The sequence below is a fragment of the Lactobacillus sp. VURO6/B1 (VP7) genome (assembly GCF_058139575.1).
This window is the reverse complement of sequence record NZ_JBVOWJ010000003.1, coordinates 90,636-108,945: the sequence shown is the minus strand read 5'-3', so window position 1 is coordinate 108,945 and position 18,310 is coordinate 90,636. Positions and strand designations below refer to the sequence as shown.

The 18,310-nt window shown below is 36.3% G+C and carries 17 protein-coding genes and 1 riboswitch; of the genes, 2 read left to right on the top strand and 15 right to left on the bottom strand.

Annotation, left to right across the window (positions count from 1 at the left end):
* Positions 1-27: 27 nt before the first annotated feature.
* Together rpiB and ACZ2M0_RS02740 are read right to left on the bottom strand one after the other, a co-directional pair.
* Positions 28-543 carry a ribose 5-phosphate isomerase B gene (rpiB, locus tag ACZ2M0_RS02745; protein ID WP_490058468.1) on the bottom strand — a complete coding sequence of 172 codons (516 nt, stop codon included), beginning with the start codon at positions 541-543 and terminating at the stop codon, positions 28-30.
* A 17-nt stretch (positions 544-560) separates the two neighbouring features.
* A complete protein-coding gene (locus ACZ2M0_RS02740; protein WP_490058430.1) occupies positions 561-1,217 on the bottom strand; it encodes a ribulose-phosphate 3-epimerase in 657 nt (218 codons plus the stop codon).
* Positions 1,218-1,399: 182 nt separating this feature from the next.
* Here ACZ2M0_RS02740 and ACZ2M0_RS02735 point away from each other — a divergent pair, with 182 nt between their 5' ends.
* On the top strand, positions 1,400-2,386 hold the full coding sequence (locus ACZ2M0_RS02735) for a LacI family DNA-binding transcriptional regulator (protein WP_490058429.1): 987 nt from the start codon (positions 1,400-1,402) through the stop codon (positions 2,384-2,386).
* A 90-nt stretch (positions 2,387-2,476) separates the two neighbouring features.
* Here ACZ2M0_RS02735 and ACZ2M0_RS02730 read toward each other — a convergent pair whose 3' ends face one another.
* The 3 genes from ACZ2M0_RS02730 to ACZ2M0_RS02720 are packed head-to-tail and all read right to left on the bottom strand — an operon-like array spanning position 2,477 to position 5,599.
* Positions 2,477-3,466, bottom strand: coding sequence for a D-2-hydroxyacid dehydrogenase (locus ACZ2M0_RS02730; protein ID WP_490058428.1), 990 nt, complete (start codon positions 3,464-3,466; stop codon positions 2,477-2,479).
* A gap of 33 nt (positions 3,467-3,499) precedes the next feature.
* The gene (locus tag ACZ2M0_RS02725; protein WP_490058427.1) at positions 3,500-4,849 is read right to left on the bottom strand and encodes a HEPN domain-containing protein; all 1,350 of its coding nucleotides are present in this window, start codon (positions 4,847-4,849) and stop codon (positions 3,500-3,502) included.
* 42 nt (positions 4,850-4,891) lie between these two features.
* The gene (locus ACZ2M0_RS02720) at positions 4,892-5,599 is read right to left on the bottom strand and encodes a coenzyme F420-0:L-glutamate ligase (protein ID WP_490058426.1); all 708 of its coding nucleotides are present in this window, start codon (positions 5,597-5,599) and stop codon (positions 4,892-4,894) included.
* 193 nt (positions 5,600-5,792) lie between these two features.
* Between ACZ2M0_RS02720 and ACZ2M0_RS02715 the strand changes: the two genes are divergently transcribed.
* Positions 5,793-7,058: an MFS transporter gene (locus tag ACZ2M0_RS02715; protein ID WP_490058425.1), complete on the top strand. Its 1,266-nt coding sequence runs from the start codon at positions 5,793-5,795 to the stop codon at positions 7,056-7,058.
* Positions 7,059-7,155: 97 nt separating this feature from the next.
* Here the strand turns inward: ACZ2M0_RS02715 and ribH are convergent, their stop codons facing one another.
* The 10 genes from ribH to ACZ2M0_RS02665 form a co-directional block, all read right to left on the bottom strand.
* A complete protein-coding gene (gene ribH, locus ACZ2M0_RS02710; RefSeq protein ID WP_223902620.1) occupies positions 7,156-7,629 on the bottom strand; it encodes a 6,7-dimethyl-8-ribityllumazine synthase in 474 nt (157 codons plus the stop codon).
* Between the two features lies 1 nt (position 7,630).
* Complete coding sequence (gene ribA, locus ACZ2M0_RS02705) at positions 7,631-8,857, bottom strand: GTP cyclohydrolase II (RefSeq protein ID WP_490058424.1); 1,227 nt, start codon at positions 8,855-8,857, stop codon at positions 7,631-7,633.
* Between the two features lie 11 nt (positions 8,858-8,868).
* Positions 8,869-9,474: a riboflavin synthase gene (locus ACZ2M0_RS02700; RefSeq protein WP_490058423.1), complete on the bottom strand. Its 606-nt coding sequence runs from the start codon at positions 9,472-9,474 to the stop codon at positions 8,869-8,871.
* Positions 9,459-10,520, bottom strand: coding sequence for a bifunctional diaminohydroxyphosphoribosylaminopyrimidine deaminase/5-amino-6-(5-phosphoribosylamino)uracil reductase RibD (ribD, locus tag ACZ2M0_RS02695; RefSeq protein WP_490058422.1), 1,062 nt, complete (start codon positions 10,518-10,520; stop codon positions 9,459-9,461). Before ribD ends, ACZ2M0_RS02700 begins: the two co-directional genes overlap by 16 nt.
* A gap of 119 nt (positions 10,521-10,639) precedes the next feature.
* A riboswitch (FMN riboswitch) is annotated at positions 10,640-10,773 on the bottom strand.
* A 447-nt stretch (positions 10,774-11,220) separates the two neighbouring features.
* Positions 11,221-11,967, bottom strand: a complete 747-nt coding sequence (locus tag ACZ2M0_RS02690) for an aspartate/glutamate racemase family protein (protein WP_490058421.1) — start codon at positions 11,965-11,967, stop codon at positions 11,221-11,223.
* Positions 11,968-11,981: 14 nt separating this feature from the next.
* Positions 11,982-13,553 (bottom strand): UDP-N-acetylmuramoyl-L-alanyl-D-glutamate--2,6-diaminopimelate ligase, encoded by a 1,572-nt coding sequence (locus tag ACZ2M0_RS02685; protein WP_490058420.1) that lies wholly within the window; start codon positions 13,551-13,553, stop codon positions 11,982-11,984.
* 44 nt (positions 13,554-13,597) lie between these two features.
* Positions 13,598-14,752 carry a sensor histidine kinase gene (locus ACZ2M0_RS02680; RefSeq protein WP_223902624.1) on the bottom strand — a complete coding sequence of 385 codons (1,155 nt, stop codon included), beginning with the start codon at positions 14,750-14,752 and terminating at the stop codon, positions 13,598-13,600.
* A gap of 4 nt (positions 14,753-14,756) precedes the next feature.
* Positions 14,757-15,443 carry a response regulator transcription factor CroR gene (croR, locus tag ACZ2M0_RS02675; protein WP_034978891.1) on the bottom strand — a complete coding sequence of 229 codons (687 nt, stop codon included), beginning with the start codon at positions 15,441-15,443 and terminating at the stop codon, positions 14,757-14,759.
* A 177-nt stretch (positions 15,444-15,620) separates the two neighbouring features.
* Positions 15,621-16,589 carry an ABC transporter ATP-binding protein gene (locus ACZ2M0_RS02670; protein WP_490058419.1) on the bottom strand — a complete coding sequence of 323 codons (969 nt, stop codon included), beginning with the start codon at positions 16,587-16,589 and terminating at the stop codon, positions 15,621-15,623.
* 1 nt (position 16,590) lies between these two features.
* Positions 16,591-18,117 (bottom strand): ABC transporter permease/substrate-binding protein, encoded by a 1,527-nt coding sequence (locus ACZ2M0_RS02665; protein ID WP_490058418.1) that lies wholly within the window; start codon positions 18,115-18,117, stop codon positions 16,591-16,593.
* Between the last annotated feature and the right edge of the window lie 193 nt (positions 18,118-18,310).

Sequence of the window (18,310 nt, the reverse complement as noted above, 5' to 3'; positions counted from 1 at the left end):
TAATAACCTGCTTTTCTCACCTATCCCTTACAGTGATTGATCCTCAAATTGTTCTTTACCATCAAATTCTTGGGAATACTCCAATTCTACAAACTTTTGTTCATCTTCACTTTCAATTGCTGCTAATTCTTCTACTCTTCTTTCATGACGACCGCCAATATATTTGGCTTCTAACCAATTTTTGACGATCATCTTGGCTAACTCTGGACCAACTACGCGAGAGCCGAAAGCTAATACATTTGTATTGTTATGCATTCGCGAGAGCTTAGCTGAATAGCAGTCACTGCATACGCAGGCACGAATACCTTTTACCTTGTTTGCTGCTAAGGAAATGCCTACACCAGTGCCACAAATTACAATTCCAAGATCATAGTCTCCGCTAGCCACGGCTTTACCAACCTTTTGCCCGTAAATAGGATAATCAGTTCGCTCATTACTCTTAGTCCCAAAATCATAAACTTCATAGCCCAAATTTTTAACATATTCCATAATTGTTGGTTTCAGTTCCAAACCGACATGATCTGATCCAAAAGCTATTTTTATTTTCTTTGCAACCATTTTTACTGATTTTCCTTTCTGATTTGAGCAATTGTTTCCTGATAAGAAACTGACTTGTTAAATAGTGCTGAAGTTCCGAGAATAAAATTATCAACGCCTTTTCTATGCAGTTGATTAATTTTTTCTCGTGAAACTGCTCCGTCAATTCCTAAGACAAACTCATACTTTTCTTTTGCTGCGATAAACTGCTGCAGCTTTGGCATTACAAAATCTTGAAATGGCTGTCCAGCAAATCCTGGATGAACAGTCATTACTAAAACATAGTCTGCGTTAGGTAAAAGTTCTTGAACTGTAGTGAAAGACGTTCCCGTATTTACTGCAATTCCAGCTTTTTTACCCAAAGCGTGAATATCATCAATCGTCCTTGCAGGTTGCTTTTCAGCATCTGGGCAAAAATAAATAATGTCTGCTCCCAAATCACTAAAGAATTTAATGTAAGAACGAGGATTTTCAATCATCAAATGAGCATCCATAGGCTTTTTCGTCAAGGAACGGATTGTTTGATAATCTTCTGGTCCCAATGCAAAATTCGGAACATATCTACCATCCATTACATCCATGTGATACATATCGACTCCAGCGTTATTCAGCTTTTCAACTTCTTGTTTTAAATTACTAAAATTTGCGCACATCATTGACGGGCTTAGTATTAAAGACATTTTCTCCTCCTTTTTTGAGTAATCGTTTACTCAAATTAACATACTGCTATTATTGCACTTAATTTTTTATTTGTAAACGTTTGTCTAAATAATAAGTTATAAATAGAGCAATCGTTTAACCACAAAAAAACTTAAATTTTTATTTTAATGATATAATTAGGCAATAAATGAAGGAGTAGGTAATGAAGCAATATTCAATTAAAGACATTGCAAAATTATGTAATGTTTCAACTGCAACAGTTTCACGGGTAATTAATAATAATGGCAGGTTCTCTGAAAAAACCAGACAAAAAGTTTTAGATGTTATTGAACAAACTGGCTATAAAATCGATAACAATGCCCGTAGTTTGCGTACGAATATTACATTCACCATAGGAATCCTTGTTCCAGACATTAAAAATCCCTTTTTTGCCGATTTGGTTCAAAAAATTGAAGAATTGCTGTTTACCAAAAACTATTCCACCATTATTTGTAATACTGATAAAAATGAACAAAAAGAAAAAGCATACTTACGTATGCTTGAAAACAAAAAGGTTGATGGCATTATCGTGATTTCTGGGTCTTATCAACACGGTTTTAAATTTCAAAGTTCTCTAAAAGAAATTCCCTACATTTGTATTGACCGCGAACCAGAAAATTTTCATAATACAGTTTTTATTTCTTCTAATCACTATCAAGGTGCCCTGGATGCAACTAATTATTTGTTTCAAAAAGGAGCAGAATCTCCTGTGGTCGTAGTCAAAAAGGTTAGTAGCTCAATTAAATCTAGAATTGACGGTTTTAAGGAAAGTTTGAAAAATCATTCTCTTAAATTCGTTAAGTCACGCCACGAACTGAAGTTGCAAAGTCAATCTTCATTCGCCAAATTTTTGCAAAAAAATCCCAAAACTGACAGTTTATTTGCGGTCGATGACGGGATTGCAATGGAATTACTCAAATATCTTAAAAATCTTGGTTACCAAGTTCCACAACAAATTCAAGTTGTAGGTTTCGACGATGTACCTGCAGCTAACATAATTACACCAAAGTTAACAACCATCCAGCAAAATACCAGAAAAATTGCTCAAACAGCAGTTACCAGCATAATGCATGCCATCAATAAGCAAAATGAAAAAGGAAGTCAATTTCTAATTCCAACTAAATTAATAATCAGAGAAACCACAAAATAGCTAAGTAAAAACTTAGCTATTTTTGTTTAAAGACGTTGCTTTATTTTGTTGTTATAACGACATTTACGCCAAAATATTTTCACTAACTATTTATAAGTTAACTACGCTATTTACTTCTCCTCCGGAAATAATTGTTTTAGCATCGTTCAAAGCAATTTCAATACTGTTTTTAACAGCTAATTTCGTGAAGAAAGCAATATGCGGAGTAATTAATACCTGAGGCATTGCTTTTAGTTCTTTATAATCTTCCGGAAGGGAATTCAGCATATTCTTTTTATCATAAAAATCTGTTTCATCGGCTAGAGTATCTAAAGCTGCAGCAGAAACTTGTCCATTTTTAAGGGCCGCAATTAAAGCTTGTGTGTCAACCAAGCCCCCACGAGCTACGTTAATCAAAATAGGCTTTTTCTTCATTTTATCAAAGGCAGTTTTGTTAATCATGTTTTCAGTACTTGCTAGTAATGGTGTATGTAAAGAAATAATATCGGATTCAGCAAGAATCGTATCAAAGTCGGTATAAGTGAGGTAAGGTTCAAGAGATGCGTCATAAACCGGATCACAAGCCAAAACTTTAGCACCCAATGCGCTGTATAGGTGTGCACTAGCTCCACCAATATGACCGGCGCCAATTATACCGACAGTGCAATTAAAAATTTCAGTACTAATTGTACTTTTATCATAAGTAAAATCACCATGATCCATTCTGTCTTGATAAATCCCAATTTTACGCAGTAAATACATTGCATCGGTTACGCCAAGTTCGGCAATGGCCCTTGGTGAATACGCTGCAACGTTTGTAATTTTAATACCATTCTTTTTTGCGGCCGCTAAATCTTGGTTATCAACTCCAACCTGCCGCACGGATAATTGCTTAATGCCAAATTGCTTAAATTTTTCGTAGACACTGGCGCCGACTGGAAGGTTGCCTTCAGAACTCACTCCGTCAAAACCTTGAGCTAAACCAGCATTATCTGCAGACAAGTCATCGTGGACGATTTTTATTTCAACTTGGTTTTTTTGAGCCCAGTTTTCAATAATTTTTTCTTCCATTTTAATTACACCATAACAAATAATTTTCACTTTTTATCTCTCCTATTCTTGTTTATAAATTTTTTATAAGTATCTTTTGATTAAGCTGCAAAAATATCTATCTCCCCATTTGTTGCTATATTCTTGATAAATAATATCTTCAGGTATATTGTACTCATACAAAATTTTTACTCGTATAATATTTCTGAGAAATTCAACATAGTCAACTTGCTTTTGAAAATCAGTGATTAAAAATTCGCTTTTAGTCTTTTCGCCATGGGTTAAATAATCCCTAGTATCTACAACCGAATTTATGAACATAGACTCAGTCGGATTTTCTTTACTCTTAGCTTCTTCAAAAAATAAGTGGTACAGTTTTTCTGGCAAACTTTCCATGAAAAAACTAATTTTTTTATTTAAAGACTTTATATTTTTACCATTTTTAAACTTTTTTCCTGCCATATAAAATTCGATTGAATTTACATAGTCAAGCAACGAGCTGTTGATATTAAGCTCACGATTTATATTATAAATATAATTATTAATCAAGTTATTAAAATTTATATCATCTTTATTTACTGCCTTGAATACATTTCCAAGCTCATTTGTATAAAACTTGAAAGCAAGACCTGGTATGTAGATAAAACTTGTAAAGTCTTTAAAACTATTCTCTTTCATTACTTCAGAATATGGAAGACGTAACTTAATACATTTATTATCTTTAAAAAATCTAATTGAAGTTATGTCCATTCGGCTATCATTAATAATTGAAATAAATCTTTCGAACTTATTGACAAAATTTAAAATTATTTTTTCATTATAAGGTTTGTGGGGTTTTATCTTTAACGCAATATTGGTTTTAATACTTAAAGACATCGGTGTTTTATTTTTAAAATAGAGAAGTTTTAAGAAGATATCAAAATCTGTTAACTCACATATTTTCACGTCTTGTTTTCTTAAAGCTTCGGTATTTTCTAAATCTTGAGGAATAATATAGCTTGCAATTTCACTCAAAGAATTTATTGTTATCCACAATTCTTCCGGCTCTTGTTCTTTATTAAAAGGTAATCTGGAAAAATCAGTTTCATAAGAAACATATTTAATTGCACCTAATCCCGAAATAGTAACCCTATGATTTGAACTTGAAAAAGTATTTAATCTGACAAACGTGCCATCTTCTAAAAAGCCATATATACAATGTTTTATACTATTAGTTAATGGTAAATAACCGCCAGCAATTTTATCATCTTTAGTATAAAGAACTGGAGTAGTTTTAACTTCCGCTTTTCCACCTTCGTATTTAAATACCCCAATTGCAAAGCCATCACGAAGTTGTCTTTCTAAAAAATCTGGATTTACACCAAATTCACCCATTAATTCAAATTCACTACGCGTTGTTTCATTCAGGTTCGTGTTATTTCTGTATCTTTTCAAAAAACTTGCTCCATTCTAAAAATGATTCGGACAGGTTAAATTTTAATTCACGGTATCTGCAATGCTAAAATCAGTAGCTTTTTCATATTCAAGACCGTGAATGCAGGCTAATGGTATATTAATACCACGTTGTCCCATTACTAAACCCGCAGAAGCTGCCAGCAAATCACAAAGTGTTTCGCTAGTACCAGTTTTCTTATTTGTTCTCAGACCATTTAAACCGTATAAGCCAACTGCTACCTGATTAGCACCTTTTTTATCTGCCCTACCGTCACTGTCAGTAATAATCACACTCGTTTTTACCCCTAACTCTTGGCAAAAAGCATTGCTGATGCGTTTAGCTGTTAAATCACAATTCTTGGGCAAAGTTATCGCTGTATTATTTTTACCCTTGTCAACACCGCCACTAGTTAAAAACAGTCCATTTGGCAGCCATGCACCAATATGATTTCCACTTATTTCCAGCTTGCTACCAGTGGGATCACCGGTTTGGTCGATAATTACTTGAATTAAATGCTCATCTTTTCTGAGAATTCGCTGCTGAATTTTTTGTGCCAAAGGAGTCGGCACAACTTGGTTTAGATCTATAACATCGCCTTCTGCTAGCGAGCAAATTTTAGAAGCTACACAAATAATATCGCCATCAGCAATTTGAAAATGCTCCTTTTTGATTGTTTTAATTAATATTTGTGGCAAGTCACAAACTTTAGAAATTATGGGTACGCCAAGCAAACCAGTAATTGTAACCATATATTATCCTTATCACAACTCTAACTATCACTTTTTCTTAATATTTATATAATACTCTAAAAATTTAAACAACACTATGTATTTTGTGGATTTGGTAGCATAATTTATAACAAATAATTGTTAAGAAACTTAATTAAGATCCAAGATTTTGTATATTAAAAACGGCCGTTTCAAGTAAAAGAAACGGCCGTTTATGTTACTTTTGCTGCCAGCAAAATTCCTACATGTTACGCTTCTCATTATAGCAAACGAAAGCGTGGCAAAATTGGACAATAATAACTTTCTCAGCCGTAATCAAATATTATTACCACTAATCAATTTTTTGACGAATTTTAGCAGCATCTTGGTTGGAATTGGCGGTTCACTAATTATCCGTGAATATTCAGATAATATCGTTATTAACGGCTTAATTTCGAGTATCAGTTCGTTAGCACTTATTTTGAGCGTTTTATTTATTGGTTCCAAGCTCGACAACACTGATAAGCGACGCATGCTTATCTGGATGTATATTTTACTGAGTTTATTTTTATTACTCCCTTTTACTTTCCCGCAAAAATACTTTGTACCCTTATACATTCTGGTTGACCTTTGTATAACAATGTTTAGCTTAGTAGAAGGGTTATCTTTCACTGGGAATTTAAAGTCTCTTCTGCCAGAAAATGTACTGGAGCGAACTATTAACTATAATTCCATTGCCGGACTTATTGGTAATATTGCCAGTGTGGCAGCGATGGCAGTTTTAATTTTTACTACCCGCAACTATTTGTATTTTCTCTTAGTAGCAAGCTACGGTTTTTTTATAAATATCTTTCTCTCTATTGCTTTACGCCAAAGTCACTTTACTAAAAACCAAAATAGTTTTAAAACCTTAACCCACCTCATGACAGTTTGGCACAAAATAGCTGCTAGTAAAGGCTTACGCGCCTCAATTATTATTGCCATCTTTACCAGTACTCTCCAAACAGTATTTAACGGGTTGCTGATCTATTTCTGGAAAGCGATTGATCCTAATTACAGTCAAGTTTACTGGCTACTAGTTGCAGTAGTCAGTGGTCTTTTCTTAGGTGCTATTCTTATCCACTTTGATAATATATTTTGGTTACTTACTACTTTAGTATTTATTACCACGCTGGCTTTAGGAATTTTCTTTTTAAAGCAAACAATCGTTACTATGGCCATTATTACTGTACTGATATATGGCGAAACTTTACCAATCGCTAATTGGTGCAACAAAACTAGGATTAAAAGAACCGGTAAAGAGGTCCAGTCTGCGCAATCAAGTTTTTTGCAGCTGGGGAGTTCTTTATTGAATATCTTTTTTACTGTCGGAGTATCTGCAATTGCCAATGCTTGCCACCAACCGGCTCTTACTCTACTTGCTGCAGGAATTGCACTCTTACTTATTTTTAGCCTTTTTGGCAATAATATGGAGCGGTATCGTTTAGAACAAATTAATTAAAAGCGTTGACGTGAAGTCATAAAAAACCACCTCTATTTCTAGAGATGGCTTTTTGCGTAATTAATGGCGCTCAATAGCGATAATGCACTTAATTAAATTATAATTGTTTAATCTGTTCTTCTATATTTAAGACCTCTAAGACATCCGTGGCACACTCTGCACCTTTATTGCCTGACTTGCCGCCAGCACGATCGGTTGCTTGTGCAACTGTATCAGTCATTAACACGCCGAACATCACTGGCACATTTCCATTAGCTGATGCAGCGGCTAACTGCGAAGTAGTGCCTTCACAAACGTAGGTAAAGTGAGCTGTTTCACCCCGAATTACTGCTCCTAATGCAATGATACCGTCAACTTGGCCACTTTTTGCCAAGCAGTTGACTGTACGGGCGATTTCAAAGGCACCGGGCACTCTCACAATCACAATATTTTCATCTTTCACGCCCGATTTTTTTAATTGTGCCACTGCTCCTGAAAGCAGGCGATCAGTTACCACACCATTAAACTGAGCTACAACAATACCAATCTTTTTATCTTGTCCTTGGGCAATATTCCCAATAATTTCTTTCATATTAATCCACCTCATTTAAAATATGATTCATTTCATGCTTTTTAGTTGCCAAATATTTTTTATTTTCTGCAGTCATGCCTACTTCAACAGGAATACGTTTAGTAACTTTAATACCATAGTTTTCTAATTGATTCACTTTGTCAGGATTATTGGTCATCAAATTAACTTCACTTACACCCTTTTGTCGTAAGATTTCGGCAGCGACGTTGTAACGGCGTGCATCAACTGGCAAGCCAAGATGCTGGTTAGCTTCTACTGTGTTCATACCTTCATCTTGGAGCTTATAAGCACGCAATTTGTTTTCCAGGCCAATGCCCCGACCTTCTTGACGTAAGTATAAAACCGCTCCTGAACCATTTTCTTCAATCTTAGTTAGTGCTTCAGCAAGTTGAGCGCCGCAATCACAGCGTTTAGAGCCAAAAACATCCCCAGTCAAACATTCACTGTGAAGCCGCAACAAAAGGGGTTCACCTTTTTTAATTTCACCTTTACTAATTAATAAAGTAGGTTGCTTTTCAGGATGCTTTTTATCTCTAAACCCTTCAAGTTGGAAGTGACCATATTTTGTAGGAAAGTCAACCTTAGTAAAAGACTCAATCCCCAAATCTTTGTTTTCCTGATTTTTACGGTACTCAATTAACTCCTCAATGGTCAAATAAGGTATGCCGAGTCCTTCTGCTAAAGCTTTCAAGTCCTTACGCCTGGCCATTGTACCGTCTTTTTTAATACACTCACAGATAAAGCCAACAGGAGCAACACCAGCTAGTCTTGCCAAGTCTAAGGCTGCTTCCGTATGACCAGTCCGCTCCAGCACGCCACCTTCTTTAGCTACCAGCGGAAAAACATGACCAGGATGATAAAAATCAGCCCATTGGCTATTAGGATCAGCTAACTTTTTAATAGTCTTTGCCCGATCAAAAGCTGAAATTCCCGTTGTAGTTTCAGTGGAGTCAACACTAAGAGTAAAAGCCGTGCCAAAAGTATCGTTCGAACCAGTTTCAATTGGTTTTAACTGCAAACGGTCGGCATATGCTTTGCTCATTGGCACGCATAATAATCCTCGAGCTTTAGTAATCATCATATTAACTGCTTGTGGTGTAACCTTTTCTGCTAAGCCAATCATATCCCCTTCAGATTCGCGTTGCGGTGAATCAGCCACAATTACCAAACCACCATTTAGCATGTGCTGCAATACTTTATGCATTTTTTCATTCAATTGTTCTGTCATTTTTTCCTCCATCAAAATTCTTTTTTCCAGGCCTGAATTTGCTTGACTGCATAGCGGCCAATCATATCCACTTCAATATTTGCTTTATCGCCTACTTGGTAGTGAGCCAAAGTAGTATTTTGGATGGTATAGGGGATTAAACTTACCCCAAAATGATCATTTTCTGCCATCGTAACGGTTAAACTGATGCCATCAATAGCGATTGATCCTTTTTCAACAATAAAGGAGTCATACTTATGTGGTACTTGAAATTCCAACTCAATAGAATTTTCGTTTTCATCCCTTTTTACCAGTTCAGCTGTGGTATCAATGTGTCCTGCAACAATATGGCCATCAAGTTTGCCATTTAGCGTTAGTGAAGGTTCCAAATTAACCAAACTACCTTTTTGCAATTTTCCAAGGTTGGTTCTTTTCATTGTTTCCGGCATTACATCAACTGCAAAGTCCTTTTCACTCCAGTCAGTAATGGTTAAACAGATACCGTTAACGGCGATACTTGCTCCTAAAGGCAAATCTTTTTGCACCAATTTTGGAGCGCAAATACCCAGTCTTGCATGTTGCTCACTAATTTCCAAACGGGTAATCGTACCCGTTGTTTGAATTATTCCTGTAAACATTCTTTTCTCCTCACGCGAATTCTGATATCTTGATTGAATCTCTTAACATCCAAAAGTTGATAGTTCTTTTTTTCTGTTAAAGCTTGGCCGAACACGGCTGGTAAACCGGTGCCTCCTAAAACTATCGGAGCTACATATGTCACTATTTCGTCAGCCAAACCGGCTGCTACAAACTGAGCCTGGACATTGCTGCCGCCCTCAACTAACAGCGATTGAATTTCGTGTTCAGCTAGCAGCTGTACTACTTTTGCTGGTGTCCACTTGCTAGCAGTATAACAGCATACATTTTCTCCAACTTTTTGTGTTAATTTAGTTTCACTCAGTAGCCAAATTTGACCGCGGGTCTTAAATATTTGACTGGTAAAATCCAACCGATTGGCATCCTTAGTTAACACAATCCTAATAGGTGGATGTGGTAAGTTTTTTATTCTGACAGTTAACAGCGGATTGTCGATGCGTAATGTGTTTGCGCCAATTAAAATAGCTTGATTTTGCAAGCGCAATTTTTGTACATCCACTTGAGCAGCATCCCCAGTCAAAAGCGTTCTTCTCTTGCCCGCAGCATTAATTTTGCCATCAATAGACATTGCATATTTAAGTGTTACAAACGGTCTTTCTTGTTGATAAAAAAAGTTATACGCAACATTTAAACTTTCAGTGCCACCAATGACTTCTGTTTGAACTCCATGACTTTTAAGATATTTAATGCCTTTACCTGCCACAATTTGGTGGGGATCGACCTGACCGATAACAACTTTTTTGATTCCGGCCTCGGCTACTGTTTTACAACAGGGAGGTTGCTTGCCATAATGGCTGCAAGGCTCTAGTGTGACGTACAAGGTTGCCCCTTGAGCTTGTTTGGGATCCGCTAAGTGTGACAGTGTATTTATTTCCGCATGTTCTTTGCCAAATTGATGGTGATAGCCCGTTGCTAAAACTTGCTCATTTTTAACCAAAACTGCACCAACTAATGGATTTGTCCAAGTCATCCCCTGAGCTTTTAAAGCCTCTTGAACTGCCATTTGCATATAATCTTTATCCTGCACTATTTCACTTCCTAAACATTAAAAAGCCCCGTTGATTTTATCAACGAGGCTCATCTTTTATTTATCAAATAAGATTTCAGCGAAGTTTAATAACGACGCGAGTTTTCTGTCTAATCTTGTTTGTTCTTCTCCCATCCAGACTTTAACTGTCGGTACTAGACTTGCACTAGTTCCACCGCAAAACGCGGGTCACGGACTTCAATTATTAATTGTCACCGTCGGTAAGGAATTGCACCCTGCCCCGAAGAAACCGTATTCAACTGATTCCAGTATAATATAGATATCCTATATCGGCAATAGCAATTTTTTGTTTTATATAAATTATATATACGATAAGATCAAACTTAAATAAATTATTCCTTAAAACTTCCAATCAGACAAATGGAGAGGAATATTATTGTTTTTACCAAAATATTTTTTAAAGGCAGTGCCAAATGACGAATGATCTTTAAGATGATTGCAATAAGCGTCTCTGATACTCAAAATTGTTGTCACTGCTAAATTAGTAGTGACAATTATCAGTATGCTAATAAATATATACAAAAGATATAGCATCTTAGCCCTCCTATTTTTAACTGTATCACTTTTATAATACACTATTACTTAGTGATAACATTGTCAACTTTTTTTGGCAAAATAAATAGACTAGTAACCAAATTGATTACTAGTCTATTTTAATCTGTTAAACCTTACGTTTTTTTTAATACAGATACTTCTCTATGGCTGTTTTAGGATCCATTCCTGCACGTATCTTCAATTCCAATTCAATTGCTACATCAGCCATGATAACCTGTGGATCAATAACGTTATAGGGATGATCTGGCGCCTTCTCCTGAGCTAACGATAATTCTGTGCAACCTAGTAATATGACATTGCAGCCATATTTGTCATGCATTGTGCGCAATATGTGGTGATAAAGTTCGCCATCAACTACGCCCTTTTCCTTAATGTTGGAATAAATCAGCTCAGTAACCATTGGCTGAATCTCAGGACCACCCAGTTCAACTTCTCGACCTACTTGTTTAATTTCGTCTTCATACAAATGATCATATATGGACCCTTCGGTGGCAATTAACCCAATCTTTTTCTCTTGGGGATAATCTGTTATAAATTTATGCACGGCAATGCGCATCATATGCAAAAAAGGAATGTCTGTTAGCTCCACCAGATCATCATAACAATAATGAGCTGTATTACACGGCATTACAAAAAAGTCCGGTTTTAGCTGGGCTTGTTGGAGCACATCTTCTCGTAAGGCAGTGAAAAAATTGGGTTGGTTGTGATCTTTGATATAAGCCGTGCGATCAGGAACTTGGGCATCGTTAACCAAAATATAATTTAAATAGTCCTGATCTTTAGTAATTTTGATGCGGTGATTAATCATGCGAACAAAGCTCTCCGTTGCGATCGTACCCATACCGCCAATAATACTAAAAAAATGTTTCATTAATACCTGCTTTTCTAACTTCTAAAGTGCTCTTTTTGTCCTTCAAGTTCATCAATTGCTTCTTGTGCAACTGTAATATCAGAGGGATAAGGAGTATCCACGCCGCGCACTTTTTGAAAACCGTCCTCACCTTTACCACAGATTAGAACAATATCTCCTTTATTTGACATACTGATAGCATCATATATGGCCTTTTTACGGTCCAGTTCTATTGTCACATCAACTTTAGAATGATCAATACCGGCATCAATCTCCTGTGCAATTTCTTTTGGATCTTCAAACCCCGGATCATCAGTAGTCAAAAAGGCTTTATCAGCATAGGCATTTAAACTGTGGCTAAAACCAGGACGGCGAGAAATTCCTTTATCGCCAGGCGCTCCTACAACCACAATAATTTTGGGATTGTTAAATTCGCGTTGCATAAAACCCATAAGTGCCATCATCGAAGCTTCATTATGTGCATAATCTACTACAACTACACCATGTTCTTTGGTAACCTCTGTCTGCATCCGTCCCGGAACAGTTACTTGGCTAATACCTTTAGCAGCATCATCATGATCCATTCCAGCAAGCCCGGCTCCAATTACTGCAGCTGTACCGTTTGATTCATTAAAATCACCCAGCATCTTTAACTGGTAATCACCGGCTATTTTAAGTTGCTTAGCTTTATCACTAACACATAATACCTGGAATTTAGTCTGAGCCATATCAAGTTCTTCGGTTGCAAAACGAAAATCAATGGTCTGTTTTAAATTAGGATTAGTAAATTTTTCAGCAGCAAATAAGTAGATACTGTCTGGAGCGGTAGTAGTCGTAGCAGCAGCATAAACTTCATCAAAGTGGTCAGTCTGTGCGTTAATAATACACTTGCGTGCATTAACTAATAATTGCAGTTTGCAATGCAGATAATCAGCAAAGTTAGGATGCTCATTAGGTCCAATATGATCAGGTGAAATGTTTAAGAAAAAGCCTAAGTCATAAGTTAGTCCGAACACCCTGTTTTTCTTATAAGCCTGACTGGAAACTTCCATCACCATATGCGTCATACCATTGTCCACAGCCGTTCGCATATCACGGAACAAATCAAGTGATTCAGGAGTGGTTAAGCTGGATTTAAAAGTATCGTCTTTTCCCTGACCCACAACTGTGTTGACAGAAGAAATCAGTGCAGTTTTACCACCATTGACTTGATCCAGCATTCCTTTTAGAAAATAAGCAGTAGTGGTTTTACCTTTAGTACCAGTAATAGCAATTAAATATAAATCATCTTGAGGAAAGCGGAAAAAGGCTGCAGATAATAGAGCCATTGCCTTAGAAACATTGCGCACAATCAGTGCATGCATTCCCTTGCCTTCTGGATATGGTTGCTCTGCTACATAACAGTTGGCACCGTTTGCTTTCGCCATTGACAAAAATGTAGGACGAAAACCAGCGCCTTTACAAAAGAATAGTGTATTGGTATGAACATCACGTGAATCATATGATACATATTCCATTTTTGATGGGACGGTGTCCTGAACAGCACTCGATTTAAGCAGATGGTGCTCTTTTAAAATTAAAATACAGGTATTTAAAGAAATACTCATGCTATACTCCTCTATTTATTATCTCAGTCAAAATTATACCACAGCTATGCTGGAGTTTTTTCACTCTTTAGGTTTAAAGGCAGACAAATAATGAAACGGGTCCAATCTTTATCAGATTCACAACGAATCTTACCGTGATGAAGATCAACAATGCTTTTGGTAATTGACAGGCCTAATCCTGTACCACCTGTTTTAGTATTGCGGGAACCTTCTACTCTGTAAAAGCGCTCAAATATTTTTTTTAGCGACCCTTCAGGAATTTGGGCACCATTATTTTCTACTCGCAATTCTACTTCATTGTTGTTAACCAAATTGGCAATTAAATTAATTTGTGTTGCCCCTGTGCCATATTTAAGTGCGTTAGTGATGAGATTATTGTATACACGTACCAATTTTTCTGCATCAGCTTGAATGGTTAAATCTTTGGGTCTTGCTTCTATATTAAATACTATCCCTTTTTCTTGACCCTCAAATTCAAAACCTGCTGCCACCTGCTCTAACATAGAAAAGATATGTAAGGGGGACAAGTTTAATTTGGTACTAGTTGATTTTAACGTGGTATATTCAAGCAGATCATGAGCCAATGACTTCATTTGTTCTGCCTTCATATATGCGATATTAAGATATTTTTGCTGATCTGCTGGATCCGACACCCCCGATTTAAGTAAACCTAAATAACCGATAATAGAAGTTAAAGGCGTTCTGATATCATGAGAAACATTACTGATTAGTTCGTCTTTTGACTTTTCGATTGCCTTTTCTTCATTAATGGCGTTGACTGTACTATCCACTAATGAGTTAATCGAATCAATTACTTTCTGCAAGTCTGTTTTAACTTTAAAAGAAATTGTATGATCAAAATGTCCTTTGGCAATATAATGCAATTCAGAAATAACGTGTCTTAACTGCATTTGATGATAACGCCGAATTAAGCGCCAATAGAGCACGATCAAATCACCAATACCCATAAAAATGATAAAGGTATTTTGCCAAGACCATAAGTGACGTCCACCAGCAAAAGTAATGGTCCTTTTTAAAAAATAAATACCGTTAACCAGGTTTTTATTTTGTAAAATTGTCAAGTTGATTAAAATAATCACCGATAGGTTTAACAATAACAGCAAGATCACCGTTATAACGCCTTCAGCAAACAACTCGCTTTTTTCAGCAGCTGTCAGCTTGACTCTTTCTTTTTTCATCTAGCTAAGCCTCAACTTTATAGCCTACACCCCAAACAGTCTGAATAACATCTTCGCCGCCTGTGGCCGTTTGAATCTTGTCACGCAAGTGGGAAACATGCACCATGACGGTTTTAGCAGAAACTATTGATTCTTGTTGCCAAACCCGTTCAAAAATTTCATCTGCAGAGAATACACGGTTAGGGTGACTAGCAAGAAGATACAGAATACCGAATTCCAAAGCAGTCAACTGAATATCTTTGCCATCAATTGTTTTAACTTCATGAGAATCACGGTTAATAATAAGTGGTCCAACTTCAAGAATGTCAGGTTCATCATCTTTGACTTGCTTTTGACTGCGACGCAAAAGCGAACGAACTCGAGCCATTACCTCTAGTGGATTAAATGGCTTAGATACATAGTCATCAGCACCTGTAATCAAACCCTGAATTTTATCCATATCGCCAGTTTTAGCAGACACAATAATAATAGGAATATCTGAATCCTTACGAACCTCCTTAATAACATCAATTCCACTCATATTAGGCATCATAACATCCAAAATCATTAGTGCAATATCAGGAGTGGTAGTTAATTTTGTGATTGCTTCTTTGCCACTGTAGGCAACAACTGGGGTATACCCTTCATTTTTAAGATAAATACTTAACAATTCGACGATTTCTTTATCGTCGTCAACAACTAAAATTTTCATAGGGCTAATTTCCCTTCTTTTTACTTATTGATTATATTCGTTTTATTTTTATATTCTACTAAATATAGTGTAGCAGAATCTATGTCTAATATTTTAGACAATTTTGTAACAAACTACTAATATTCAAGCATAACTTTATCGTTTTATTAAAAAAGCCGGATTTTTCCAGCTTAGTTTCTACTTTAAACTATTAATATTATTCAGATACGTAACCAGCCATTGACGATCAACAAGGCCTAAAAAGTCCCCACTGGAATTTTGCACTAGCACTTCATTTTGCTCACTTAAAAGGGCTAACAATTTAGCAATTGTTTCCTCGACATTAATTACTGGCATTGTCGCCCGTGAACCAGATTCAGTGCGTTTAAATTTAGTTAATAAAGCTGCTTGCTTCAAAGTAGTTTCATATAAGTTGCTACCTATGCTGCCTCTGAAAAAGTCTCGGACAAAGTTATCAGCTGGATGTCGTAAAATTTCTTCGGGCTGATCAACCTGCAGTAATTGACCATCCTTCATAATACCAATTCTGTCAGCTAAATGAAGTGCCTCGTTCATATCATGTGTTACAAACAAAATAGTATTATGCAGTTGCTTATGCAAGTCAACAACTAGTTCTTGTAAATTTGCTCGAGAAAGTGGATCAAGCGCACTAAAAGGTTCATCCATTAACACGATAGGAGGCTTTGATGCAATAGCCCTTAAAATGCCAATTCTTTGTTGTTCACCACCAGACAGTTCACGGGGATAACGCTGAGCGTATTCTTGCGGATTGAGACCCACTTTTTGCAGCAGTTGAGCTGCCAGTTTTTCCAGATTAACATTTACCCCTTGAATTTCCGGTATGAGAGTAATATTTTGGGCAACGGTCATATTGGGAAAAAGAGCGATTTGTTGCAAAACGTAACCAATTTTCCAGCGTAACTTTTGCACATCATAAGCAGTAGTTGGGCGCTTATTAACTAAGATTTGGCCAGCATTAGGATCTTCCAGGCGATTAATCATTTTAATTGATGTTGTCTTGCCACTACCAGAATTACCCACTAGGACAAAGAGTTCACCTTGTTGAATATCAAGATTAAGATCGTTTATTACTATTTTATCAGCAAACGATTTTTTTACGTGATCAAATTTTATCGCTGAAGTCATCTTACTTCTCCTTAAGCAAATGCTGTTTTACTAAATAATGATGCGCTACTTGGCCTGGATCCATATTTTTGACATTGACCTCATAATTCATTTCCTGCATCTGCTTTTCAGTAATCTTGCCGGCTAATTTATTTAAACTGCGTACTACTTGGGGATGCCGACGTGCAAAGACATTACTCATTAAGGGAGCACCCTGATAAATAGGAAAGTTATGTTTGTTATCTTTTAAAATACTTAAGTGGTACTGTCGCAATTCACTGTCTGTTGAATAGGCATCAACAATGTTAACCTTATTTTGGTCTATTGCTTGGTAACGTAACGCCGGCTCCATTGATTTAACTGGGAAGTCAATACCATATAATTTTTTTATACCCTTAAAACCATCCCCGCGGTCAATAAATTCTAAAGTCATACCACCCTTGAGCCTATTGGTAATATTAGCCAAATCACTGATTTTCTTTAAATGATTTTTCTGCTTAAAAGATGTTTTAACAGCTAAGGCATAAGTGTTATCGTAGGCCATTGGCCTAAGTAAAGTAAGTTTATCCTGCTTGTTCACTAATTCCTTAGCTTTATCATAAGTTTCTTTTTCAGATAAACCCGTCGTTTTTACCGGAGTTTTAGCAAAAGTTTCTAAAATAGTGCCTGTAAACTCTGGATAAATATCGATCTTATTGTTTTTTAATGCACTGAAGAGAAAAGTAGTTTTACCAAAATTAGGTTTGAGCGTCACTTGAATGTGCGAATCACCCTGTTCAATTAATTCTTTGTACATATTAATCAAAATTTCGGGTTCAGAGCCCAGCTTACCAGCAACAGTTATCGTCTCTTTTTGATTAACAACAGTTTCATAAACACCACTGCCTGCTAGAAACAGAACACTGACAGCTAAAACTCCTAAAGCGGTTTTAACTGAAGCATGTTCTAACCACTTGATCAAGGCACTTAAGATAATAGCCAGGGCACCTGAACAAACTGCACCGATAATTATTAAAGCCGTATTATTACGGTCAATTCCCAGGAGTATAAAACTACCAAGTCCACCTGCACCAATTAATGCTGCCATAGTAGCTGTTCCGATAATTAAAACTAAAGCTGTCCTAATACCAGAAATAATTGTGGGCATAGCTAATGGTAATTCAACTTTGACCAGTTTTTGCATGCGTGACATGCCGAACGCATCTGCAGCTTCTTCCAGAGCTGGATCAATTTCTGTTAGCCCCAAATAAGTATTCTGAAAGATAGGCAATAAAGCATACACTATCAAGGCAATTACCGCAGGAACTGTTCCTATGCCGACAAGTGGTATTAGCAAACCCAGAAGTGCCAAAGAAGGAATAGTTTGTAAGATACTGGCAATTTGCAATAAAAATTCTGCTACTTTGGCATGTTTTACAGTCCAAAAAGCTAGTGGCATTGCAATAACCATAGCAATTAGCAGTGAAATTAATGATATCTGTATGTGTTGCAGTAGTGCGATCCCTAAATCGCCTCGGCGTTCACTTAAAATTTGGATGATTTGATTCATTTGCGTAATTCCTTTTGTCTATGCCAGTTTTTTTAATTATCCTAAATTACATAAAGCACTATGTTAATTGCTTTAGACCTAGCTAATTTCTTAAACCTTACCATAACACAAACCTGCGTTCTGTAAGCAATTATTGCTTGCAGGTCTTTTGAAGCAAAAAAATTCCCAGCACCATAATGCTGAGAAAATTTTA